Origin of the sequence: Vibrio hannami, from assembly GCF_029589055.1 — a bacterium.
GTDB lineage: Bacteria > Pseudomonadota > Gammaproteobacteria > Enterobacterales > Vibrionaceae > Vibrio > Vibrio hannami.
The window spans coordinates 1546203-1567165 of record NZ_JARQZP010000007.1; the positions used below are offsets into that span (position 1 = coordinate 1546203).

Annotated in this window: 25 protein-coding genes and 1 pseudogene; 8 read left to right on the forward strand and 18 right to left on the reverse strand. The window is 42.5% G+C overall.

The annotated features are described in order from the left end of the window. Positions 1 to 39: 39 nt before the first annotated feature. Both P7F88_RS21515 and P7F88_RS21520 read right to left on the reverse strand, forming a co-directional pair. Positions 40 to 2484: a molybdopterin guanine dinucleotide-containing S/N-oxide reductase gene (locus P7F88_RS21515; RefSeq protein WP_277828132.1), complete on the reverse strand. Its 2445-nt coding sequence runs from the start codon at positions 2482 to 2484 to the stop codon at positions 40 to 42. A gap of 31 nt (positions 2485 to 2515) precedes the next feature. After that, entirely contained in the window at positions 2516 to 3604 is a 1089-nt protein-coding gene (locus P7F88_RS21520) for a NapC/NirT family cytochrome c (protein ID WP_277828134.1), read from the reverse strand. 269 nt (positions 3605 to 3873) lie between these two features. Here P7F88_RS21520 and P7F88_RS21525 point away from each other — a divergent pair, with 269 nt between their 5' ends. After that, positions 3874 to 4425 (forward strand): helix-turn-helix domain-containing protein, encoded by a 552-nt coding sequence (locus P7F88_RS21525; RefSeq protein ID WP_277828136.1) that lies wholly within the window; start codon positions 3874 to 3876, stop codon positions 4423 to 4425. Positions 4426 to 4493: 68 nt separating this feature from the next. Here the strand turns inward: P7F88_RS21525 and P7F88_RS21530 are convergent, their stop codons facing one another. From P7F88_RS21530 to P7F88_RS21575, 11 genes and pseudogenes are all read right to left on the reverse strand, one after another. After that, complete coding sequence (locus tag P7F88_RS21530) at positions 4494 to 5417, reverse strand: C45 family peptidase (protein ID WP_277828137.1); 924 nt, start codon at positions 5415 to 5417, stop codon at positions 4494 to 4496. Then, a complete protein-coding gene (locus P7F88_RS21535) occupies positions 5371 to 5679 on the reverse strand; it encodes a hypothetical protein (protein ID WP_277828139.1) in 309 nt (102 codons plus the stop codon). The genes P7F88_RS21530 and P7F88_RS21535 overlap by 47 nt, the downstream gene beginning before the upstream one ends. 168 nt (positions 5680 to 5847) lie before the next feature. After that, positions 5848 to 6321 (reverse strand): peptide-methionine (S)-S-oxide reductase, encoded by a 474-nt coding sequence (locus P7F88_RS21540; protein ID WP_277828141.1) that lies wholly within the window; start codon positions 6319 to 6321, stop codon positions 5848 to 5850. Positions 6322 to 6340: 19 nt separating this feature from the next. After that, complete coding sequence (locus P7F88_RS21545) at positions 6341 to 6889, reverse strand: biotin transporter BioY (protein ID WP_277828143.1); 549 nt, start codon at positions 6887 to 6889, stop codon at positions 6341 to 6343. After that, positions 6890 to 7504 (reverse strand): energy-coupling factor transporter transmembrane component T family protein, encoded by a 615-nt coding sequence (locus P7F88_RS21550; protein WP_277828145.1) that lies wholly within the window; start codon positions 7502 to 7504, stop codon positions 6890 to 6892. It lies immediately after the preceding gene. Continuing rightward, positions 7479 to 7763, reverse strand: coding sequence for an ATP-binding cassette domain-containing protein (locus P7F88_RS21555; RefSeq protein WP_277828147.1), 285 nt, complete (start codon positions 7761 to 7763; stop codon positions 7479 to 7481). Before P7F88_RS21555 ends, P7F88_RS21550 begins: the two co-directional genes overlap by 26 nt. Positions 7764 to 7769: 6 nt before the next feature. Next, positions 7770 to 7853 (reverse strand): annotated as a pseudogene (locus tag P7F88_RS26535) (energy-coupling factor ABC transporter ATP-binding protein); the annotation flags it as partial. Next, positions 7841 to 8239, reverse strand: coding sequence for an ATP-binding cassette domain-containing protein (locus P7F88_RS21560; protein WP_277828149.1), 399 nt, complete (start codon positions 8237 to 8239; stop codon positions 7841 to 7843). The gene P7F88_RS21560 and the pseudogene P7F88_RS26535, both read right to left, overlap by 13 nt. 137 nt (positions 8240 to 8376) lie before the next feature. After that, a complete protein-coding gene (locus tag P7F88_RS21565; RefSeq protein ID WP_277828151.1) occupies positions 8377 to 10269 on the reverse strand; it encodes a methyl-accepting chemotaxis protein in 1893 nt (630 codons plus the stop codon). A 419-nt stretch (positions 10270 to 10688) separates the two neighbouring features. Then, the gene (locus tag P7F88_RS21570; protein WP_277828153.1) at positions 10689 to 11657 is read right to left on the reverse strand and encodes a glycosyl transferase family protein; all 969 of its coding nucleotides are present in this window, start codon (positions 11655 to 11657) and stop codon (positions 10689 to 10691) included. Between the two features lie 125 nt (positions 11658 to 11782). Then, positions 11783 to 12214: a c-type cytochrome gene (locus tag P7F88_RS21575; RefSeq protein ID WP_277828155.1), complete on the reverse strand. Its 432-nt coding sequence runs from the start codon at positions 12212 to 12214 to the stop codon at positions 11783 to 11785. Between the two features lie 153 nt (positions 12215 to 12367). Here P7F88_RS21575 and P7F88_RS21580 point away from each other — a divergent pair, with 153 nt between their 5' ends. After that, positions 12368 to 12991 carry a cytochrome b/b6 domain-containing protein gene (locus P7F88_RS21580; protein ID WP_277828157.1) on the forward strand — a complete coding sequence of 208 codons (624 nt, stop codon included), beginning with the start codon at positions 12368 to 12370 and terminating at the stop codon, positions 12989 to 12991. A 109-nt stretch (positions 12992 to 13100) separates the two neighbouring features. Further along, entirely contained in the window at positions 13101 to 14072 is a 972-nt protein-coding gene (locus tag P7F88_RS21585) for an SLAC1 anion channel family protein (RefSeq protein ID WP_277828159.1), read from the forward strand. 57 nt (positions 14073 to 14129) lie between these two features. On the opposite strand, the gene P7F88_RS21590 is transcribed toward P7F88_RS21585, so the two are convergent. Continuing rightward, complete coding sequence (locus P7F88_RS21590; RefSeq protein ID WP_277829249.1) at positions 14130 to 15185, reverse strand: MBL fold metallo-hydrolase; 1056 nt, start codon at positions 15183 to 15185, stop codon at positions 14130 to 14132. A gap of 138 nt (positions 15186 to 15323) precedes the next feature. On the opposite strand from P7F88_RS21590, the gene P7F88_RS21595 reads away from it, so the two are divergent. Next, positions 15324 to 15932 carry a TetR/AcrR family transcriptional regulator C-terminal domain-containing protein gene (locus tag P7F88_RS21595; RefSeq protein WP_338405574.1) on the forward strand — a complete coding sequence of 203 codons (609 nt, stop codon included), beginning with the start codon at positions 15324 to 15326 and terminating at the stop codon, positions 15930 to 15932. Here the strand turns inward: P7F88_RS21595 and P7F88_RS21600 are convergent. Together P7F88_RS21600 and P7F88_RS21605 are read right to left on the reverse strand one after the other, a co-directional pair. Beyond that, positions 15929 to 16141, reverse strand: a complete 213-nt coding sequence (locus P7F88_RS21600) for a hypothetical protein (RefSeq protein WP_277828161.1) — start codon at positions 16139 to 16141, stop codon at positions 15929 to 15931. The genes P7F88_RS21595 and P7F88_RS21600 overlap by 4 nt on opposite strands. Positions 16142 to 16272: 131 nt before the next feature. Further along, on the reverse strand, positions 16273 to 18273 hold the full coding sequence (locus P7F88_RS21605; protein WP_277828163.1) for a putative bifunctional diguanylate cyclase/phosphodiesterase: 2001 nt from the start codon (positions 18271 to 18273) through the stop codon (positions 16273 to 16275). 375 nt (positions 18274 to 18648) lie between these two features. Between P7F88_RS21605 and P7F88_RS21610 the strand changes: the two genes are divergently transcribed. Next, positions 18649 to 18792: a hypothetical protein gene (locus tag P7F88_RS21610; RefSeq protein ID WP_277828165.1), complete on the forward strand. Its 144-nt coding sequence runs from the start codon at positions 18649 to 18651 to the stop codon at positions 18790 to 18792. Positions 18793 to 18874: 82 nt separating this feature from the next. On the opposite strand, the gene P7F88_RS21615 is transcribed toward P7F88_RS21610, so the two are convergent. After that, a complete protein-coding gene (locus P7F88_RS21615; protein WP_277828167.1) occupies positions 18875 to 19051 on the reverse strand; it encodes a hypothetical protein in 177 nt (58 codons plus the stop codon). 220 nt (positions 19052 to 19271) lie between these two features. Here P7F88_RS21615 and P7F88_RS21620 point away from each other — a divergent pair, with 220 nt between their 5' ends. From P7F88_RS21620 to P7F88_RS21630, 3 genes are all read left to right on the forward strand, one after another. Then, positions 19272 to 19493 (forward strand): hypothetical protein, encoded by a 222-nt coding sequence (locus tag P7F88_RS21620; RefSeq protein ID WP_277828169.1) that lies wholly within the window; start codon positions 19272 to 19274, stop codon positions 19491 to 19493. A 202-nt stretch (positions 19494 to 19695) separates the two neighbouring features. Beyond that, entirely contained in the window at positions 19696 to 19836 is a 141-nt protein-coding gene (locus P7F88_RS21625; RefSeq protein WP_277828171.1) for a hypothetical protein, read from the forward strand. Between the two features lie 243 nt (positions 19837 to 20079). After that, positions 20080 to 20637 (forward strand): gamma-glutamylcyclotransferase family protein, encoded by a 558-nt coding sequence (locus tag P7F88_RS21630; protein ID WP_277828173.1) that lies wholly within the window; start codon positions 20080 to 20082, stop codon positions 20635 to 20637. Here P7F88_RS21630 and P7F88_RS21635 read toward each other — a convergent pair. Then, positions 20627 to 20905 carry a hypothetical protein gene (locus P7F88_RS21635; protein WP_277828175.1) on the reverse strand — a complete coding sequence of 93 codons (279 nt, stop codon included), beginning with the start codon at positions 20903 to 20905 and terminating at the stop codon, positions 20627 to 20629. The two genes, P7F88_RS21630 and P7F88_RS21635, sit on opposite strands and share 11 nt — an antisense overlap. Between the last annotated feature and the right edge of the window lie 58 nt (positions 20906 to 20963).

Below are 20963 nucleotides of genomic sequence, written 5' to 3' on the forward strand. Positions count from 1 at the left end.
TCGCTCCCTTGAAACACCTGAGAAAATCTCAGCTAGCCATTAAGCATTTTTAGGTGGTGTAAACGCCATTAGTTTTGGCGCTTCACCAGTGTATTTCTCAATACGAACCAGAGAAGAGTTTGCTGCACAACCATTGGACAAGCGTGATGCCGGGATATCGCGAGTCAGAACGTTTGGTCCACCGTTACGACAAAGTCCTTTTTCATCCATATCTGGCCATGCGCCTTCGTGCACACATACTGTTCCTGGTTTAATACCATCAGTAACCTGAGCACCAACCAGAATCTGACCACGGTCGTTGTAAGCACGGACCAAATCGCCATGTTTAATACCACGAGCCTTCGCATCTTCGGTATTAATAGTTATCGGTTCACGGTTTGCAATAGCATACTCATCACGCAGTTTTGCGTAGTTAAACTGGCTATGCAGACGGTGTGCCGAGTGTGAAGTAATCAGTGTTAGCTCATCTTTCTTCGCGTTACCTGCCCACTCTCCCGGTACCATCCAGGTTGGGTGTGGAGGACAATCTTCTAGACCAAAGCCTTCGATAGTTTTCGAGTAGATCTCAATCTTACCTGAAGGCGTACCCAGCGGATTCATTACCGGATCTTTACGGAACTTCTCGTGGCGAACAAACTTAGCGTTCTTCTTGTTCGGCTTCATCTCGATCAGTTCATTCTTCTCCCAGAACTGCTGGAACTTAGGCATACGTACACGGGCACGTTTTGCGCCTTTCGCCGCTTCGTCGTAAAAGTACTTCAGCCAATCCATCTCTTCTTTATCTTCAGTAAAGATAGCGCGACCCTTGCCTGGCATCAGAAGTTCAGACATACGAGCGAATACTTCAAAGTCATTCAATGCTTCGAACTGAGGTTCTACCACTTTCGGCATTGGTACAATATGCTGCTTCGAGTAATCACCAGTCATGGTGAGGTCGTTACGCTCGAACGAAGTGGTAATAGGAAGAACCACATCCGCGTGTTTCGCTGCCGCTGTCCAGTAGATTTCCGATACTACGGAAAGCTCTAGTGTCTGCCATGCTTTAATCAGGCGGTTGGTATCCTGATGATGGGTAAAGTTACCACCACCAGTCCACCATACTAGCTTCAGATTAGGGAACGTCATTTCATGACCATTGTGCATGTACTTCATGCCCGGATTTTCAATGGCTTCAATAATACGAGCAGCTGGAACAGCGTTTACGGCTTCTTTTGACTCTGAACGAGCACCCGATTTAGCAGACTTACCAACCGTCGCTCCCATTGCAGGAAGCACACCACCATCTCGAGTTGGATTACCGCCATTTGAGTAATGATAAGAAAGACCGAAACCACCACCCGGCAGACCAATCTGACCAAGCATTGCCGCAAGCGTTGCCAACATCCAGTGGCGCTGCTCACCGTTTTGCTGACGCTGCATCGACCAACCAGACATCAACATAGTGCGGTTGGCACTAAAGATATCCGCCAGCACTTCCATCTGTTTCGCAGGTACACCACAGATCGATTCCGCCCACGCTGGAGTTTTTGGAGTGCCATCAGTTTTACCTAACAAATATTCTTCGAACTTGTCATAACCAACAGTGTACTTATCCAGGAACGCTTTATCGTGTTTGTTGCGTTCAACAAGTGAGTACGCAATGCCCATCATCATCGCAGTATCTGTATATGGGTGAGGTGCAATCCACTGTGCTGCATCACCGAAGAAATCGATGGTTTCAGAGCGCATTGGATCGATACAGATTAATGTTTTGCCCGACTTCTTAAGCTGATGGAAGAACTCAATGCCTGAGTTTTCTGTAGACGTCCACGCGATACGAAGGGTGTTCATCGGGTTCATGCCCCAAAGAACAACAACGTCTGAATTTTCCATAACAACAGGATGCGTAGTCTGCTGCTCGTATACTTCAATCGAACCCATTACGTGAGGCATGATGATCTGAGAAGCACCTGTCGAGTAGTCGCCCAGGTGACTTGTGTAACCACCAGCCAGGCTCATATAGCGACGAAGTAATTCGCGTCCTTTATGAAGGACACCAGAAGAACGCCAACCATAAGAACCGGCAAATACAGATTCGTCACCGTACTTACCTCGAATACGCATATGCTGATCGTGGATAAGCTTAAGCGCTTCATCCCAAGAAACACGTACATACTCATCCTTGCCACGCGGTTTAGCTGGATTTTCAGGATTCTCCAGATAGCTTTTACGTACCATTGGGTACTTGATACGCGCTTTAGTATGAACCTGATCCGGACCAGTGAGCTGCAGGCTATTTGGTACCGTCTTTGGAAGTGCACCTTCTGTCGAAATCAGCTTTCCATCTTTAACAACCGCATACAACGGTCCCATGCGAGAGGCAGTAAGCACACCCTTTCCTTTTGTCTTCGCGTTTACGCTCATAGGAACGAGCGAGGAAATCGCCAATGCACCTGCTGTGGCACCTGTACCTTTCAGAAAACTACGGCGAGTAATATTGTCCATAGTATTGTTCCTTTTGTTTTAATAATCAAAATTAGTGAGCAGCTCCAGCGATATCTTTCGCATGGTTCTGGAAGTATTTCGTTAGGATTTCTAAATCAAGTTCAGAGATATCAGTACGGTCTCCCATACCTTTTGCTACCGGCCCCCAGGCGTTAACCGTAAAATGGGAAGCCGAAATCTTTGCATGACAAGCAGAGCAATAAACATTGTCCAGCTCTTCTGCATAAGCCCATAGGGGATCCGAAGACGGTAATACCGGAGCGTCTATCGTTGCAGTAAGTTCAGCGCTACGCCATTTGTTTCCGTATTCATCTTCTTTGAACTCACCAACTTTCAGTGCACTCTGACCCGCCTCAGTCAGCGATGCGATAATTGAACGCTGCCCTTCTCCCATGTAGAGAACCTGCTCGGCACCTTGCATCTGATAACCATTGAGAAGAACCTGACGTTCGTTACCATTTGCACTTATCACATCAAGCGCTACCGCTGGATTAATACGACCAAGTTCACCCATTTCAGCACTGCTTACCGTGTAAACATGCTTCGCTGATTCTGATGTGTTTTCAGCTTCTGCCTTCAGGTTGTCGTATGCTTCTGAATCCATCTCTGCAACTGGCGGGAAGTGAGCAACACCTTTATGGCAATCAATACAGGTTAGGCCATTCTCTTTTCCGTACTCATGCATTTTTACTGCGTTATCTGATTGCTCGTAGGTATCCATTGCACCAAAATCATGACAAGAGCGACATGTAGCAGAGTCGTTCGATTTCATCTGATCCCACACTGTTTGAGCCATTGCCATACGGTGCTCTTCGAACTTATCTTCTGTATCGATCTTGCCCGTCACAAACTCGTGATAAATATCTTTCGAAGCACGAACTTTAGTCCAGACATAATCAATTGGATCTTTAGGGATATGGCAATCGGAACACTCAGCCCTAATACCTTTCGCATTCGAGAAATGTTTAGAGCCCTGATATTCCTCATAGGGTATCTGCATAGAGTGACAGGAAAGGCAGAACTCGGTATCTGAGGTCGTGTGCATTATTACTTGTGTGCCGCCGAGCGTAACCCAGCCAATTGCCAGACCAATCAACAGAATTACTAATGTTTTTTTCATGTTTGCTTCACCATGGTTAGTTTTTTCGTTCCCTATTACGTACAGCGTATCCATATGACGAACGGATTGTACGTCATAGCGGACAAAATGATCAATATCACGGATCACATCTTTTTATTGATAAGGTGAATTTTTACCCTGTTGAGGTATTGTTTTTGTCGAATAATTAAAGCTCGAGTAGAAAACAACGCCACTTCATTTGGAAGCTTTGAAGTAAATACAAACGTTCACTATATTGAACGCTGTACGAATTATGCCGGGTAAATATTATGGAAGATTTTTCAGCATTGGGCGAAAAACTCAAAAATATACGAAATAAAATGGGTCTTAGCCTGAGTGAAGTTTCTTCACGCACAGGGGTAAGTAAAACCATGCTCAGCCAGATTGAGCGTTCCGAGTCGATGCCGACTATCGCAACGATATGGAAAATTGCTAATGGTTTGAAAATCAAGCTGGAAACCCTGCTGGATAACTCAAACAAAACTTACGATGTAAAACACATCGACGACATGATCCCACTAACGGATGATAACAATCAATTTATCATCCACAGTGTCTTTCCATTCTCCCCAACTAGCGGATACGAAGTGTTCTATGGCACTTTTAAACCAGGATGCAACTACTCCGACCCAAACAGTCATAAAACGAGCACCACCGAGCAGTTATTTGTTACCGATGGTGAACTAGAGATGGTAGTGAGTGGTAAAAGCTACGTTTTAACGTCAGGCAGTTCGTTAACGTTTGACTCTAAAGATACTCACACCTACATCAACTCTAAAGATGTTGATGCACATGTGATGATCATAGTGAATTATGAATAAAGCCAATTAAGAAAAAAGCCAGAGGCAAATCACCTCTGGCTTTAACGTTTTTTGTGTCTAACTATGGCTTAGTAGTTAGTCATGTGTACTGGTGCGTGCTCGTTGTCAGTCTGGAAGTATACGTCAACTTTCTTGCCATCTACTTTGTAGTAAGTGTTTGTTACTGTACCCATCATCTCACCACGACCTTTCCAAAGTGGTTTGCTTTGAAGAAGCTCACGTACTTCTGACTCTGGAGTATCCACTGTTGCGTTCGCCATGAACTTGCTAACTGCGTCTTGGCGAGCAAGAGAATGTGCTGCGAATGCTTCGTCAACAAAGCTTGCTGGCTCACTGTAGATAGAGTGGTTAGCGTGTGCTTTATACTCACCTTCAGAGTAATTAACTTTACCGCCGTAAGTGTTCTCGATGTTCATCGCAGGCTGGTTAGCAGAAGCTACAGTGTATGTGAAGAACGCCGTGTACTCTGGGTACTTATCGAATACAGACTTGATACCAGCGTAATCTTCGGTGTTGTATACATCCCAGCTTAGGTAGAAAGAAGGAGTCGCAGTATCACTTAGGATCTCGCCACCGTCTTTTTCACGCAGAGTACCCTGGTCAGCCATAGTATTCATAGTCATAACCTGAGCGCCTTTTGTCACACCACCGTAAGGGATTAGTCCAGCCCAAGTCTGGATCAAGCGAGTTTTACCATCTGTGTCTGTGTGCTTAAGCATTAACAGACCAGTGTAATTCACGCCCATGTAGTCGAAGTTAGATGCAGCCCATGCTTTGTCGCCAACAGCCGCAACAGACATAGAAGTACACTTAGCTGGAGCACTTGGATCATGTGCTGGCTTTTCAGCCTGCAGGAAACCCATGCCACCGTTGCGCTGAGATTCAAGGATAGCTTCGTCAGACATCGCTACCGCCAGAAGCAAGTTAGGATTTGTGTTTAGTTGGTCAGCAAGACCACGGATGTAAAGCTGATTCTGGGCTTGCTTTTTCAAGTTTCGTGAACACTTTCTGCTCATCGAAAGACTTGGATAGAGACTCTGCGCTCAGCCCAGGAAGCATTTGACCTAGAGTGTCGCTGAAGCGCTCGATAGCATTTTCAACCTGATCGCCAGCCACTTCACCTACGTGCTTACCAAGCTCATAAGTAGAACCTGTAAATTGAACCTCACCGATTTGATCAGTGTGTTGGATAAGTTCTGCATTAGCATTTAGAGCAATTACTGACAGTAGTGAAGCTAGTAGAGTTTTTTTCATAATTTTATCTCAAATAAAGTTTCGTTAATCATCAAAACAATGTGTTCTCAATGACGACCAATATACTCAAACTCGAAACCAAATCAAAACAATTTATCGATTATGATCATTAGAAATGATATTAAATCATTTATGGAACACAACTACAAAGCCAAATACATAGATAAGCTAGCACTTATATTTATGAAGAATATCTAGTGGAATATGACAGTAGTCATTGGGATGAAGTGTTAAGCGGTCCTGATGCTCATCATCGCTCTTAACGTAGTTACGCAAAGGCAGCACTTCCACAGCAATTTTGTCCGCGTCACTCCTTCTGGATATATACGCTTTCGCGGTCTCCAGGTGCTTTTTCTGAGCGCTATAAACACCGGTTCTGTACTTCTCTCCGACATCTTCTCCCTGCTTATTTACGCTATAGGGGTCGATGATCTCAAAGAAGTAATCCATCAGGCGATCCAGAGAAACTTGCTCTGGATCAAACTGCGTGCGTACACATTCTGCATAGCCGTCATACTCACCTTTGGTTGTATTTGATGAGCCATTCGCTCTACCTGCTTCAGTAGAGATAACGCCTGGTAAATGGCGCATAAACTCCTGAACGCCCCAAAGACATCCACCAGCAAAGTAAACTTCTTCCATCTCTTTATCCCAGTACAAGTTAACCAGCTCTGGATAGCAGGCTTGCTGGACGAGCTCGGCCGATAGCAGCAGTCAGAACGCCAGCAATCACAGCTTTAATAATATCGCCAGGTATAAACACCGTTACAAGAGCCGCTGATTCAAGCAGTGTTTTCTCAAGCACGATTGCCATACCAGCAATACCAAACATGTACATAACAATAATACAGCCAATAACTGAAGCGACTGTAGCGACAACAGCAAGAGAACCACTACGCCACTTTTCAACGATTAACCCGGTAATAAATGCCGATACAGGCCATCCAATCAGGAAGCCACCGCCAGCAGAAAAAAACAGGCCTAAGCCACCTCGTCCACCAGACAATAACGGTAGTCCGATAGCAACCAGCAGCAAGAAAAGCAACACTGCCAAACCACCACGCCTACCGCCCAATATCGTTCCACATAGCATCACACCCATGCTCTGAGCAGTGATTGGAACCCCAAATGCCAGTGTTATTTTCGGAATCAACCCAAGCGCAGCAATCAAAGCAGCAAACAAAGCGGCATAAGCAACATTTTTTTCCATCTATTTATTCTCCATAGTATTAATGCCACCGCGAGCACGAAGCGCTTCAGCAACATGGTCTGCATCATCCAGAGCAAGAACCGTAAAAGGTAATATAATTCGCCAGCCTGAACGACGATTTGAGCGTGCGCGCCAGGCCCATGAAAGGTTTTGCCCCTTAGAAATCAAAACAGGAGTCATTCTGATAACCAGAGCAATGGAAAGCTCTAAAGCTCGTGTATTGAGCCCGAGTCGTTGAAAAGGGGTAGCCAGAAAACGAACAACATCAATCATGTCAGACAATCGAGTCGTCATCGTTACCAGATTCGCTAAAGCAACGGTGGATAACAGACGCAAAATAATGACAGCTCCTTGCTCTAATTCTAAAGTCCACAGGTGCCAGACAGCGACAATTGCAATAAATGGCCAAAGAACACTCAGGTGGCGCAAGCCAGTTCTAAAAAATACCTTCCCTGGTAGAGCGTAGAGCGAAATAACTACAGCTAAGAACACGCCGTGAAAAGCCGGATTCTCAACAAAAAATAGCCCAAGAGTTGTCAGGCATAGAGCGCAGAGTTTATATCCTGCCTTCCAATGATGAGCCCTTGTCTCAATGGGAGAGGTTAGAGATATCATCACTGTCTCCAATTTTATGCATTTCTTCTAAATACATTGGTAATACTTCATCGGGATCTCCCAATGCAGCCACCTCTCCGGCTTCAATCCACAATAGTTGCTCGTAAGCGTTTAAATCTGCAGGGTCATGGCTGATATGAATCAGACTACCTGGAAACTTATCCAGATACCGCTGCAGCTGCTTTTTGGTTGGGATATCAAGCCCGGCAAAAGGTTCGTCGAGGATAATCAGGTTGGGCTTCATTGCTACAACAGCCATAAGGCATACTAAATGCTTTTGCCCCTGAGACAAAGTAGACGTGTGAACATTCTTCCAGTGCTCTTTGCCAAAGGTAGTCAGAATGTCCAGTGCATTTTTTTCTGCTTCGGCTTTTTTTGTCCTGACTGGCGAAGTCCAAACACGACTTCTTCAAGTACGGTAGGAAAGATTATTTGGTGGTCAGGATTCTGGAACAACAGGCCAATTTCCTGTAATGCCGCTTTTCGATCTTTGTATGGGTTAATACCCGCAACTTCAAGCAAGCCAGATTTCACTTCGATCAACCCAGACAGCGCTCTTGATAACGTCGATTTCCCCGAGCCGTTTCGTCCAATAACACCAAGACGCTTAACCCCTGTTTCGAAAGACATTCCATTCAGAATTTTCTTCCCTTCTATTTCTAGGGTGACCTGATGCAACTTGATGGAACTGCCATCAGAATCTGTATGTATTTCACCGCTGCTAATACTGTTCATATAATATTTTTCGAAACTACTAAAGGCTTATAGCGCCGCATAGTATCAACTTGATATTGGTCGGTAAACCAATTAGAAAAGAAGAATATGGAGGGGATAAAGGGTCACAGCAAAAACAGCGACCCAGTAAGAAAACGCTATGCGCTCACGTTAAATCGTCTGGTTAGCTCTGTCAGCCTAGTGGTAACGTCATTAAGTGACGATGCAGTTTCCACCGTCTGTTCTGATTCGCTTGTTACAGCCATAGAAGAATCGTTAATCGCGGTAATGTTGTTATTCAGTTCTCGCGTAACAATATTCTGCTCTTCTGCCGCACTGGCTATCTGAGCATTCATATTGTAGGTATTCTGAATTGATTCGTTCACCTGCCCTATTGACTGGCCAACCTGATCCGACATCTCTACAGTACGACTTATTATGTTCGCACTACCCTCAATCGCATTGGTGAGGTCATCACTGCGTTCCTGAATAGTTTTGATCATTGTGTTGATCTCTTCAGAAGAAACCTGAGTCTTTTGCGCCAGATTTCGAACTTCGTCTGCAACAACCGCAAAGCCACGACCATGTTCCCCTGCCCTTGCTGCTTCAATTGCTGCGTTCAAAGCCAACAAGTTAGTCTGCTCAGAGATACCGACAATTACGTCCAGGATAGTACTGATCTTCGCGCTATCACCTTTCAGTGCTTCTATTTTACCCTTTATGCTTTCATTTTCAGCTTCTACCGAACGAATCGATTCGATCGTTTTCTCCACCAAAGAGTAGGACTGTTGAGAAACTTCTGTTACTCCCTGAGTAACAGACTGAGTCTCGGCGGCACTTTCTGCAATTTCGTTAACACTCGCTTGCATCTGCTCCATCGAAGCGACGAGTGCTGATAGTTCATGCTGCTGACTTTGCATGCTCGAAGAATTTTGCTGAGACGCACCAACCACCAGGCCAGATGCGCTTTCTAATTCTTCAGCAGAGTGGTTAAGCAAATGCACAGTCTCGCTCAGAGACTTTTGCATGTCAGAGAATGATCGGGCAAGCGTACCAATTTCATCATTTTTGTACTTGCTTAAATCTATCTCATTGTTCAGGTTGCCAGATGAAATGCTCTGAGCCACTTTTGTCATTTGCGCTAATGGCAGGCCAAAGGCTCGTCTAAGGAAGATAGTTGCAAACAGTAGAGTAATGACAATCACAATCACCGCCGCAATAACAGATGTAAACGCTGCACTTGTTGCTGCTTCTCTAATATAAGCTTCCGGAACTCGAACGCCCACATAGAGTTCTGCGTCTTCAGCAAAAGTGATATAGGTATAAAATCCGTCAACTAAAACAATTTGGTTTAGGCGAGACTTAAGCTCAGATTCTGAACTACCCGTTAACTCAAAGAGGTTTTGACCCACATCTTCTTTGGTACTACTGCCGATAATGAATCCATCTTTTCGGAAAGCCGATGTATGGTATGCAGAGTCATGAATAGTACCGATTACTAACTCAGAAAGGTCATTCATTTCTTTGTTTACGTTCAACATGCCAATGATCTGACCATTACGTTCGATAGGATGCGCCCATGCAATAACCATGTTGCCATTTATAGATTTATACGGTGTCGTGATACAGAAGCTTCGTGTATTCATAACACACTGATACCACTCCCTTTTTGTGATATCCAGTTTGTCCAGTGGAATCAACTCACCGGTTATATTCGCTATTCCTATACCAACCAGACCAGCGTAAGACACTATCGAGTTGGTACTGGAGTTCAAAGATTTAAAAAACTCTCCCTGTTCAGCATAAGACTTACTTTCATCGTAAACTTTTACTGAAAAGTTTAGAGATGTTTTTATCGAGTTTGCATAAGCATTAACAGAAGACGTTATCTCCCTGTTGCTGTCCACAAGTTTAGAAAGACTACTTTCTTCAGAGATTTGATTAATTTTTGTAAAGCTCAAACTTGCTACGACACCACCGACTAATACGGCGCTTATTGTCAACAGTAAGAATAGCTTTACCCGTATGGATAAAGAACGCTGCTCTGTCATATTTATTACCTACCAACCAATTATTTATCGATGTTGAGCTTTTCTGGATTTTTTATTACACAAATCAATATTGACAATCTGATTTGTGTTATTTATTTGGCAAATACAACATGGGCAGTATATTTATGCAACAAATTATTTATCTTTCTTGTTGAGAGTTTGATTTCTTACAAGTTGGCACAAGCAAGGTTTCAGATTCGTAAAGTTCTGTATGCTATTTGTTATTCAGCAACAACAACTACTTAACAGCAAATTAATAAAGATAAGCAAACATCACCAGGCGGTAGAACGCTTTAAATTTTATGTTGAAATGTGAGCATTTATGGAACGAAATGAGCAAAATGGTTCATATTTAAATGTTCAATGTTGTCAAATGACAACATTGATATATTGATACATTGATTATTTAGGAGTGAGTATCAAGCTACCCAAGCTTTCCAAAACTTGAAGGCTTTTTCAAACGCTTTGTCTCTGTTGTTTGTTTCTGTATACAACACAGCCGCGGTTGTCGATACAACAGTATTCGCCATCAAAACCTTATCTTCCGGTTTAGTCTTCATTGGCGTATTTTTTGGTAGCGGGATATCAGACAGCATCATCTCTGCCCAGTAGTGAGAAGTGACGCCTTCACTATCACTTCGCCATACAGTCTGACTGACTTTTGGATTGTACTCAGATTCTCCTGACGCACCTTTAAAAGAAATCACGGCATGACTGGTTTTTCCGACACTCTGCTCCACTTCTGCATGTAACTGTTGAAAGCCAGGGTGAAAGCTACCACGTAAACCATACTTAGCATCTCCGGGATTAAGCGCTCGAACAACAGTATTAATCGGTGTTCTTAAACCATACCTATTCTTCCAACCGAGCATAGTAACCGCCTGAGGCGCAAAGTTTGATAAAGGTAAGTAAGCAATATTCCCCGAATCTAACAGTGCTTTGGCTTCGGTTGCATCTTTAGCAATGGGAATAGAGAGCTCTTCCAGATAGTTTTCTGCATGATCCCGGCCACTTTGCTTATCATAATAACCATGCAAAAGAACCTTATAGCCATTATCGGCCAGTAGCCGCGCTGAAATCAGGTGCCATGGCTGGCCTGCACTCTGGCGTTTACCCGCATAACAAGGCCAATCTATATCGGCTCCAATCTGTGGCACTCGGTTCTGAAAAGCTTTTACAAATCCAGCGATCTCATCGTGGGTTTCGTTTTGTACACGAATAAGCATCATCAGCATAGCCATCTGATCGTCGCCTATAGCCCCATCCAGGTATTCATCCATAACCTGATATGCCTGGTCGAATGTTAGTGGCTTTCTGCCTCTTTCTCCTCTACCTACGGTACGAATACAATCCAGAATAGTACTTGTTTTGTTGTTTGGCTCAGTCATACGCTTCCTGCTAATTTATTGACTTTGTTTGAATGTAACATATACCAAATTAAAAAACGCCTCTTAACCACATCAAGGTTAGAGGCGTTTTATATAACTGATATTGTTTGAGAATATAGAGCAGTCTATTTTTTCACTCGGAATTTACGATGGCATGCTTTACATGTGCCAGTAGCTTCATCAAATGCTGCCATAGCAGCGCCTTTGTCCTGATTCTGAGCTGCTGCGTAAAACTGCTCAAAGCTTGTATTTAGTTTATCCAGGCCCATCATAAACTTATCGTTACTTTTCCAAACCGCAGATTTTGCGTTACTGCCTTCCTGACTACCTTCCGGAAAAAAGTTTTTTAACGAACCTGAGGCGTTTGAAAGATTCTTTCCATATGTTGCAAGTAAAGCCCAGTCTATCGCTCCACTTTCAAACATCTCACCAGCCATTTCAACGTTGTCTTTAACTATTTGAAATCCATCTTGTCTCGCTTCGATCTCCTTCGTAAAATCGGCAGCGAAGCTGGTCATTGAAAAGGGAATTAACAGGCTTACTAGTAGTTTTTTCACAATGTCTTCCTCCATGATGCCATTAACTGACTGATTGTTATTTGCTCACATCATAAATATAGTTACACAAAGTTTATGGTAATGTAAATTATGTAGTCACAATTAAGATATTGTTTACAAAAATTTACGTAACGTCAGCTATTGGAAATCGCTATGAAAGTATGGGACCTGCCTACTCGTTTATACCACTGGGTACAATTGGTACTTTTTATCGGACTGATCGTGTCAGGGATTACCGAAGAAGGGCCTCATGTTATAGCAGGGCTACTGTTATTCTCCCTATTATTATGGCGTATCACCTGGGGATTTGTTGGCAGTGAGACCAGCCGATTCTCTCAGTTCTTAAAGTCACCACGCGTTGTTATTCAGTATCTGAAAGGAAACTACCCAGAGGCTCCGGGGCATAATCCAGCTGGCGCTCTTATGGTTCTGGCCTTGGTTGCTCTTTTGCTAGCACAATGCTTTACTGGATTAGCTTTGGCCGGCATGCTTGACCCATTACCGAACTCGGAACTCTGGCTAACTGAAGAGTTATTCGATGTCTTCGTTTTGGTGCATGAGAATCTGTTTAAAGTACTAATCGCATTCTCGGTACTGCATGTTCTCGCCATCCTTGTCTACAAACTGAAGTCAAAACCATTGGTAAAAGCGATGTTCACTGGCATCCAGGAAGGCAGTACATTTCCGCCAGTCACCTTTGCATCGAATCTACTTGCTCTGGTAATTCTTGTTGTAACGCTGATTATTAGCTACCTGTTCTACTATTATCATCTGTGACAGACGTTACCTGTCTCAGTTAAGCAATGTATTAATTTAGCATTTACTAAAATATCAAGCTGGCTTATTATTTAGAAATAACTAATATATATTTTGTTAGAGAGGAATTATGAGTTTTTTGGGTCCTGAGGGTGAAACTGAACAGCCAAAACTGGTTTACTTACCTATTTCGTTTTTTGCAATTGTAATGGGTTTGAGTGGGTTAACATTGGCCTGGAAAGCAGGTGCTCAAGACTTTGCTCCGGATGCCTATCAGTGGTTTGGTTCTATCGCGACATTAGCTATGATTGCGATCACCGCAGTGTATGCTTTTAAAATTATCCGGCATCCGCAAGCAGTCATCAAAGAAACACAACACCCGGTAAAACTGAACTTCTTCCCCGCATTCTCTATCAGTTTTCTTTTGCTTTCTGCGGTTTGGCAATCCAGCCTGGCTTTAAGCCACACGTTATGGCTGATAGGCGTGACGCTTCAACTCTGTATGACGGTGTATGTAATCAGCAGTTGGATACATCATACTCACTATAATCTGGCTCACGCCAACCCTAGCTGGTTTATTCCTGTAGTTGGTAACATCATTGTTCCGTTAGGTGGCAGCCACCTTGGTTACATCGAAGTGAGCTGGTTCTTCTTTAGTATCGGGATTGTTTTCTGGATCGTGCTGCTGACTATCGTGATGTATCGGCTGTTTTTCCATGAGCCCTTACCTGAAAGAATGACACCTATGCTGTTTATTCTTTTGGCACCACCGTCTGTTGGATTTATTTCCTATACAAACCTTATTGGCGAAGTGGATGTATTTGCCAGGGTGCTTTATTACTCGGCTTTATTTATGAGTATGGTGCTGTTTTCTAACATTATCCGATTTATTAAAGTGCCCTTTTTTATCTCGTCCTGGGCCTATTCGTTCCCGGTAGCAGCACTCACCGCTGCAACGGCGAAAATGAAAGGCTTCTTTCCTAATTTGTTTTATCAATCACTATCTATTATCTTACTTGCTTTGGTGACGCTGCTGCTGATTTGGCTGGTATACCGAACCATTGTAGGCATCATGAACGATCAGATCTTTAAGCCAGAATAAAAAACGGCTACTGAGACTTCAGTAGCCGAAAGCAGTGTTTGTAGACTTAAGTTGCCGCTATTTTTCTAATACCAGATCTTTCATACTTAGTTCAGCTTCAACATCTCTCCACCAGGCGTAGCTTGCCTGTGGCTCTTTTATCGAAACCAACTCACCAAACTTAGGTGTCACAAGGTGAACATTTCGCTCCAAAGCAATTTCGGAAATAACCTCAAACGGGTCGTACCATTCGTGCATAGATAAGTCGAAAGTACCATTGTGAATAGGCAACATAGCTTTACCCTTTAGATCGATATGTGCCTGAACACTTTGTTCCGGAAGCATATGGATGTCAGCCCATAGTTCATTGTATGCACCGGACTCCACCATAGTGAGATCGAATGGCCCAAATCTTTCACCGATCTCCTTAAATCCTTCAAAGTAACCGCCATCACCACTAAAGAATAAGTTGGTGTTCTCATTTTGAATTACCCAACTAGCCCACAGTGTTTCATCACGATTAAACAGCCCTCTGCCAGAAAAATGCTGAGCAGGTGTGGCAACCAGTTTTAAGTCATCGATCTGCTTTTCCTGCCACCAGTCGAGCTGGGTTACTTTGTCGCTATCGACTCCCCACTCAATCAGATAGTCACCCACTTTCAAAGGAGTCACGAAGTGCTCTACTTTATTTGCCAGCTTTTTAATGGCCGCTTTATCAAGGTGATCGTAGTGGTCATGGCTAATAACAACGACTTTAATGTCCGGTAGTTCATCAATCGAAATTGGTGGCTGATGAAAGCGTTTCGGCCCTGCCCATTGCACCGGGGACGCCCTGTCACTGAACACAGGGTCAGTCATAACATACTCGCCGCCAAGTCTCATCAAAATAGTCGAATGCCCGAGCCTGTAGATCGCATCTTCAGAATGGCTCTCCAGAACTTCTTTGGATAGTTTATAGACTGGGATCTCACCATTCGGCTGCGCTGCTTCACGCTTAACGACAAAATATTGCTTTGCGATGTCCCACATATTTCCCATTGAAGGCTCATAGCGGATCTCGGTATTTACAAATTTTCCTTTTGCTTGTTCTGCACCTTTATCCGTAGCACATGAAGTAACAATGGCAGCTGACATAATAAATGCTCCTAACAGGATTAACTTTTTCATTCGTTTACTCTTACTCAAAGTACACTAAATAGTTTACATTTAAAATTTGAAAAGTAAACCCCTCAGTGTAAAATGAAAATAACGACAAGTTATAGCGGTATTGAAATGTCTAAGAAGACCAGAAGTGAACTTAAGCGAGAAGCGATAATAAGCGCAGCAAAACAAGCATTTACTGAATATGGCGTTCAGGGAACCAGCATGGATAAGCTATCTGAGATGGCACAGGTTTCGAAAAGAACGGTCTACAACCACTTCGAAACAAAAGAAGTTCTGGTAATGCACATATTGAGTGAGCTATGGCAAAAGGCGACAATCGATATCGACATAATCTATAACTCAGATATCCCCCTCCAGGCTCAGTTGAGTGATATCCTGTTGGCTGAAGCTAATATTATCTCTTCTCGTGAAAACATAGAGTTGTCCCGAGTTGCTTTTGGGCATTTTTTCTACAACCCTGAAGCGCTAAAAAAAGAAATGGTCAAGTACTCCGCGAGGGAAACAGCTTTGTATAAGTGGCTAGAGGCCGCAGTAAGTGACGGAAGGCTAAAGGAGATGGACTTCGAATTTGCAAATAGCCAATTACACAACCTTCTTAAAGGGAGCTGTTTCTGGCCTCTTCTTTTGGGAACGCAATGTAGTGTTGGCGAGAGCGATCTGACAAAGCTTGCGAACGAAAGCGCAGCAATGTTTCTAAGTCACTATTCTTTAGACTAACCAGCTGGTTTATCGGAAACGCTAAACATATAGTTGCCCCATAAATCTAAAGCAACGTCCTGCTCGAGTTCTCCTACCAGTCTGGATGGGAACTCTGTTGTGTAGATATGGTTGTCCTTTATTTTAAATAACTGATGACCATCCACACTTTTTATAACCTTACCATCAAAGGTACCAACGGTACTGCCATCAATATTTGTTATGTTCATTGAGTTTCGAGTAGTTTAATTGAAGTATATACATATGATATATCATTGAGTGATTTTGTATATGCAATAATAAAAATTTAATCTACTCGTAGCATTTTGTGTTTTTGTTCGCCTGTGATTACTCGAGTTGTTTAACGCCGCCTAAGGTGAACCACATTATTTTTCGGCTTAGAAAAGGTCGATTCAAGAGAATCAGCGTCCATAGGTCTGGTCAGGACATAGCCTTGACCAGAGCGACAGCCAAATGCCTGCATCTGTTTCTTCTGTTCTTCCGTTTCAACTCCTTCCGCGACAACCTCAATACCTAGATCCGCCGCCATCTTAATTATGTTCTGCAGAACAATAGCCAGAGTTGGGTTTTTTGCCTGTTCGTGAATATAGCTTCTATCTATTTTCAGCGTATTAAACTGGTAGTCCTTCAGACTGTTAATAGAAACCGTATCCGTTCCATAATCATCCAGAGATAGTCGAACACCTAAGCTTTTCAAACGACTAAACACATGCCGAATATACTTGTCATCCTCGAGAATCTGTTCCTTCACCTCAATTTCCAACCGGCTAGGATCAATGTCGGATTCACTGATTAACTTACATAAGTCAGAGATAAAAGACTTCTGCTTAAAACTCGATTTAGAAAGGTTTATCGATACGAAACCAACTTCGAAACTGATTGCTTTCCACTTAACCAGTTGTTGAATGACTTTGTTGGTTACGGCTAAATCGATCTTATCGATCACACCACCCGTTTCTGCAAATGGAAGAAACTCGTCTGGCTGAATAACACCTCTCTCTGGGTGCTTCCATCTTACTAGTGCCTCTACACCCACAAGCTCTGATGTATCGAATGACCATCTTGGTTGGTAATGTACAACAAAGTCATCATTCAAAATTGCGCTTCTCAGCTCGTTCTCAATTCCCGAATGTCGAATCGAGCGAAGATTTAGCTCGCCTGAATAGAACTGAAAATTATTCTTGCCCAATGACTTAGCGTAATACATGGCATTATCTGAACACTTGATCAGCTCATCTGCTGACTTTGAATCCTCTGGATATATTGCCACACCAATACTGGCAGAAATCAATGCGGTATTTTCTTCTATTCGGTAGGCATTTGAAATCGTACGGACTAATTGCCCTGCGACTTTACTGGAAGCCTGCATCGCAACGTCAGCGTCCTGCAAACCATCGAGAATAACAATAAACTCATCTCCACTAATACGCGCCGCTGTGTCTGCGCTACGAATCGTGCTCTGAATTCTTTTTGATACCATCTGCAACAACAGATCACCTGCATGATGACCAAAGGTATCATTGACCTCTTTGAAATGGTCCAGATCGATAAAAATAACAGCAAAAGCGTTGGATGATCGTTTTGCTCGCTGAATAGTTCGCTCTAAGCGATCGATAAGCAACACTCTATTTGGTAATCCAGTCAATGCATCAAAATGCGCCTGTTTGTGCAGGTCTTCATTCTTTTGCTCTATCGCTTCTTTAGCCGATTTTAATGATCGGAATAACCTCAGGTAGGCTGTCTGTTTTATATAAAGAACATACAACAACAATATACTTCCCGCGATCGCAATTCCTATAATCAGGTAGCTAATGGATTGATATTTAATTGTATTTTTGTAGTAATCATTTTTTACTACATTTGATAATTCATTTATTTCTTTAATTAAGTCCAAAAATATTTTATCCGATTGCTCGTCAAGAATAATATCAGTTGAAGGCATATCGGCATTCTGATACCTAACTTTTTCTATTTTACTGAAATCTGCACTCTTGGCTTTTATTGACAATACCCGATCACGCAGCATTTGATTGTAGACTGGAAAGTATGTCCCTTGAGTATTTGTTCCACCATCTAGCAAGGCATCAATGTACCAATCAGCGTTGTCAAGGTGCCCCCACACCGCTTTAATATCTACATTATTATCACCAGATAAGATCTCTTCAAACCAAAGGTGAGCGGTCGTAGTGTGAATTTTGATTTTCTCGGTTGCTTCAAGGATTGGCGTTCGTTTAATAAGGAGGCTATTGCCGAGGGAATAAAGCCCCACCATTGCAAAAAGCAATGTTGATGCAAAAGCTATGGCTAATACCAACTGAACCTTTAAAGAAGTGAATTTCATTCCATTGAAACTGCCAGATTTCCTACGAGCCAGTAATTAAGTCTAGCCTATATTTAATGCTTCATTAGATATTCAAATATTGAATTACGGCCTCAGACTTATAATTTAGCCGCTATTGATAATTGATTTCCTTTCAATATCAGACTGTTAATATAAATATCACTAAAAGTACGATAAATATCCACTTTAGACTTATTACCTTTTTATACCGAACAATATAAATTAAAATAATGTGTAATCAATTGTAAAAATACATCACGTGCTACTTTTTCGTAATTTTCTAAAATAATATTCGTAATATACGAATTTACATCAAAAAATAGCTGCTATTTATTCAATAAAATGCCCTCATACACATTATTGAGGGTAAAACGTATGGACAACATAGTAAATGCTATTGCTGTATCACTGTTCGCATGCAAGTATGCAGTGGTTGTAATATTAGCTGGATTATCTATTTCTACTGGTGCCATTGCGGCAGATTTGTTGATGATGACAGGTCTTGAAACGAGTGATTAACGCTTTCTGATCGAACTTCTTCACCTCGTTTCAATTTCACCACTAGTCAAAAGCCAGCGATATGCTGGCTTTGTTGTCGTTACTAGTTTTCAGGAAACTCTCCTTTAACCTTGTTTTCTTTGCCTTCTGCTTGCCAGTGCTCTTCCGGATCAAACGCTTTATCACAGATATCCACTGAAAAACCCATGTCCACGACTTCTTTCAAAGTCAGGTTGTCTGCAAGTTGAGCCGTTTCACCACGCTTATTACGCAATTCCATAGTCTGCTCCCATCCATCGTTTGCTCATCTTAAATATAGTTTCACCCAACCTTTTGCGCATAAGTAACACTGCTTAATAAATGAGACGCCGATTTATTTAGGATTGTTAATAAATTCTAACTTACTGTATGCATGAACAGTAATTTATTGACAGAACATAACATCAGATCCATACTGTATACATAGCCAGTATTAATTGGTAAGCAGAAAGGAGGTACATATGTTATCGCTGACTGAAAGACTTGAGCAGATAAACAAGTTACGTAAGCAGGCCCTGTCTGACCCAGAATTTATACAATCGGCCAGAGCTCACGAACAAGCGATCCAGGGTCATCAACCCCATTACAGCAAATCTGCTCGTAAAAAACAGAAGCAAAAGACGTTTGCAGACGTTTATCGAGAATCTAATTTCTCTGTTAACCCAGCCGACTCCCATCATTAACTGACCAAATTTTAAGCAGTTTTCAATTGGATATAGATAAATTCATGGAGTGAAATGTGATCTTTCCTCCATGAATTTACCCTAGCATTAATATTTCACTTATATTTCACTTTTATTTCAATAAATGTATTGCTTTCAAATTACATTGTATATACCATGTATATGTTTCCACTAGACATTGAGATTACATGGGGAGAGTCATATGGCAACACGCAAAGAAGTAAAATCTGCACTTTACAACTGGAGCAGAAAAGACGTAAAAGAATTTAGCGAAGCGCCACTAGCGTTCAGAATCGTTGGTTTAGCTATCGTTTCCCTTCTTGCAGCGATTTCAGTTATCTAAGCCAAGGAACTAGATAGCAGATAGGAAATGGGCGCGTTAAGCGCCCTTTCTATTTTTAGCACCAATAAAACACTCAAAATCATCAACTATTGTTATAAATATGTAAATATTTACCTATTGTTATCAAACCCTTATTGTCAAACTCCTCTTAACATACCTCTATCCACCATTGCAGTTCTTAAAATAAATGGCACTATTGACTAATTAGCGCTCAAAATGCGTAATCAGCTCTATAGGATTGTTATGTACATATTTGGTTATGGCAGCTTAATGAATGAAGCCTCTCGCACTCTGACAGGACATACTGGTCGATCCGTTCCTGCCGTTGTTCACGGTATGATAAGGAGCTGGAGCAAAATCGATGACACTTATAAGGCTTCGCCTGTAGCGGTGGTTCGTGGTGATGGCGAAGTTAACGGAGTGCTGCTTGAAGTGGATGATATGGCGCTTAAAGAGTTTGATATTCGTGAGGCGGGTTACCATAGAGTTGAGTTGCGTTCAGAGCAAATTGAATGTCTAGATAGGTATGAACCACAAGGGCCGGTATGGATTTATATCGTTGAAGAGGCCAATGCTCCTTGCACTAACTCTCCAATTGTAATGAGCTATGTTGATACGGTTCTGGCTGGATGTTTAGAGATTTCAGATACCTTTGCACGCCACTTTGTGGAACATACCCAAGGCTGGCATCATCCGCTAAAGAATGACAGGGATAATCCGGTTTATTCGAGAGTGGCGGGCGTTGAATCCCACCACCAGGAACGCATAGATGAGTTGATAGCCTGCTGGATTACAGACTAACCTTATCAACGGCTTCTTGCTCGGTAATCTGTTGAGCGTTATATACAACGTAACTACCACTAGTCGCTTTCGAAATAGCAACTTCGCCGTTAAAACCAACGCTTTTTAGCTGCTGACACAGTTGAACTGGTGCAATATCAAAAATCACGTCCAGAAAAGGAAGCATGTTTCCATTAACAAGATGATTCCTATTAAATACATCGATAGCCTCTGCGTAGTGGTCTGAATCGGTATATTCAATTACTTCTAGTGCTTGCTCTAACAACATCTAATACTCCACGATATTCATGTTAAGCGCTTCTTACGGTGGCGGTAAAGATAGCACA

Excerpts from the sequence above, each read along its gene's own strand:
- P7F88_RS21560 (WP_277828149.1), bottom strand. The coding sequence starts at position 8,239 with ATGAACAGTATTAGCAGCGGTGAAATACATACAGATTCTGATGGCAGT.
- P7F88_RS21595 (WP_338405574.1), top strand. The coding sequence starts at position 15,324 with ATGTCTAAGAAGACCAGAAGTGAACTTAAGCGAGAAGCGATAATAAGC.
- P7F88_RS21580 (WP_277828157.1), top strand. The coding sequence starts at position 12,368 with ATGAAAGTATGGGACCTGCCTACTCGTTTATACCACTGGGTACAATTG.
- P7F88_RS21565 (WP_277828151.1), bottom strand. The coding sequence starts at position 10,269 with ATGACAGAGCAGCGTTCTTTATCCATACGGGTAAAGCTATTCTTACTG.
- P7F88_RS21600 (WP_277828161.1), bottom strand. The coding sequence starts at position 16,141 with ATGAACATAACAAATATTGATGGCAGTACCGTTGGTACCTTTGATGGT.
- P7F88_RS21520 (WP_277828134.1), bottom strand. The coding sequence starts at position 3,604 with ATGAAAAAAACATTAGTAATTCTGTTGATTGGTCTGGCAATTGGCTGG.
- P7F88_RS21570 (WP_277828153.1), bottom strand. The coding sequence starts at position 11,657 with ATGACTGAGCCAAACAACAAAACAAGTACTATTCTGGATTGTATTCGT.
- P7F88_RS21540 (WP_277828141.1), bottom strand. The coding sequence starts at position 6,321 with ATGGAAGAAGTTTACTTTGCTGGTGGATGTCTTTGGGGCGTTCAGGAG.
- P7F88_RS21585 (WP_277828159.1), top strand. The coding sequence starts at position 13,101 with ATGAGTTTTTTGGGTCCTGAGGGTGAAACTGAACAGCCAAAACTGGTT.
- P7F88_RS21605 (WP_277828163.1), bottom strand. The coding sequence starts at position 18,273 with ATGAAATTCACTTCTTTAAAGGTTCAGTTGGTATTAGCCATAGCTTTT.
- P7F88_RS21610 (WP_277828165.1), top strand. The coding sequence starts at position 18,649 with ATGGACAACATAGTAAATGCTATTGCTGTATCACTGTTCGCATGCAAG.
- P7F88_RS21615 (WP_277828167.1), bottom strand. The coding sequence starts at position 19,051 with ATGGAATTGCGTAATAAGCGTGGTGAAACGGCTCAACTTGCAGACAAC.
- P7F88_RS21620 (WP_277828169.1), top strand. The coding sequence starts at position 19,272 with ATGTTATCGCTGACTGAAAGACTTGAGCAGATAAACAAGTTACGTAAG.
- P7F88_RS21590 (WP_277829249.1), bottom strand. The coding sequence starts at position 15,185 with ATGTCAGCTGCCATTGTTACTTCATGTGCTACGGATAAAGGTGCAGAA.
- P7F88_RS21545 (WP_277828143.1), bottom strand. The coding sequence starts at position 6,889 with ATGGAAAAAAATGTTGCTTATGCCGCTTTGTTTGCTGCTTTGATTGCT.
- P7F88_RS21550 (WP_277828145.1), bottom strand. The coding sequence starts at position 7,504 with ATGATATCTCTAACCTCTCCCATTGAGACAAGGGCTCATCATTGGAAG.
- P7F88_RS21625 (WP_277828171.1), top strand. The coding sequence starts at position 19,696 with ATGGCAACACGCAAAGAAGTAAAATCTGCACTTTACAACTGGAGCAGA.
- P7F88_RS21635 (WP_277828175.1), bottom strand. The coding sequence starts at position 20,905 with ATGTTGTTAGAGCAAGCACTAGAAGTAATTGAATATACCGATTCAGAC.
- P7F88_RS21515 (WP_277828132.1), bottom strand. The coding sequence starts at position 2,484 with ATGGACAATATTACTCGCCGTAGTTTTCTGAAAGGTACAGGTGCCACA.
- P7F88_RS21525 (WP_277828136.1), top strand. The coding sequence starts at position 3,874 with ATGGAAGATTTTTCAGCATTGGGCGAAAAACTCAAAAATATACGAAAT.
- P7F88_RS21630 (WP_277828173.1), top strand. The coding sequence starts at position 20,080 with ATGTACATATTTGGTTATGGCAGCTTAATGAATGAAGCCTCTCGCACT.
- P7F88_RS21555 (WP_277828147.1), bottom strand. The coding sequence starts at position 7,763 with ATGGCTGTTGTAGCAATGAAGCCCAACCTGATTATCCTCGACGAACCT.
- P7F88_RS21535 (WP_277828139.1), bottom strand. The coding sequence starts at position 5,679 with ATGAAAAAAACTCTACTAGCTTCACTACTGTCAGTAATTGCTCTAAAT.